Below are 322 nucleotides of genomic sequence, written 5' to 3'. Positions count from 1 at the left end.
TTCCGCAAGGACTATGAAGGCCGCACGCTGCGGGACCATCTCGGCCTCAAGCGGCCGATCCAGGCATTCAATCCATAAGCCGCGCCGTTCCCGAAACCCGGATCGAACTGCCCAGCGTCGGCGGAATATCGGCATGGATCCGCGAGCGCATGCCCATGTCCTCGCCCTGGACGACGTCGATAGCTCCGCCATGCGGCCAGCCGAGATCGCGCAGATAGCCGGCAAAGGCGGCGGTAGAAGCGCCCGTCGCCGGATCCTCGTAGACGCCGCCGGAGGCAAAGGGATTGCGTGTGTGGACAAGGCGCGGCGTCTCGGCAAAGGC

General features: G+C 65.8%; 1 protein-coding gene. It reads right to left on the bottom strand.

The window, feature by feature from the left end:
• Positions 1 to 67: 67 nt before the first annotated feature.
• Positions 68 to 322: PhzF family phenazine biosynthesis protein (locus EN850_RS34970; RefSeq protein ID WP_136093029.1), on the bottom strand; the 255-nt coding region annotated here is incomplete at its 5' end.

The sequence above is a fragment of the Mesorhizobium sp. M8A.F.Ca.ET.207.01.1.1 genome, from assembly GCF_004794715.1.
Classification (GTDB): domain Bacteria; phylum Pseudomonadota; class Alphaproteobacteria; order Rhizobiales; family Rhizobiaceae; genus Mesorhizobium.
This window is presented reverse-complemented; position numbering and strand designations above follow the sequence as displayed.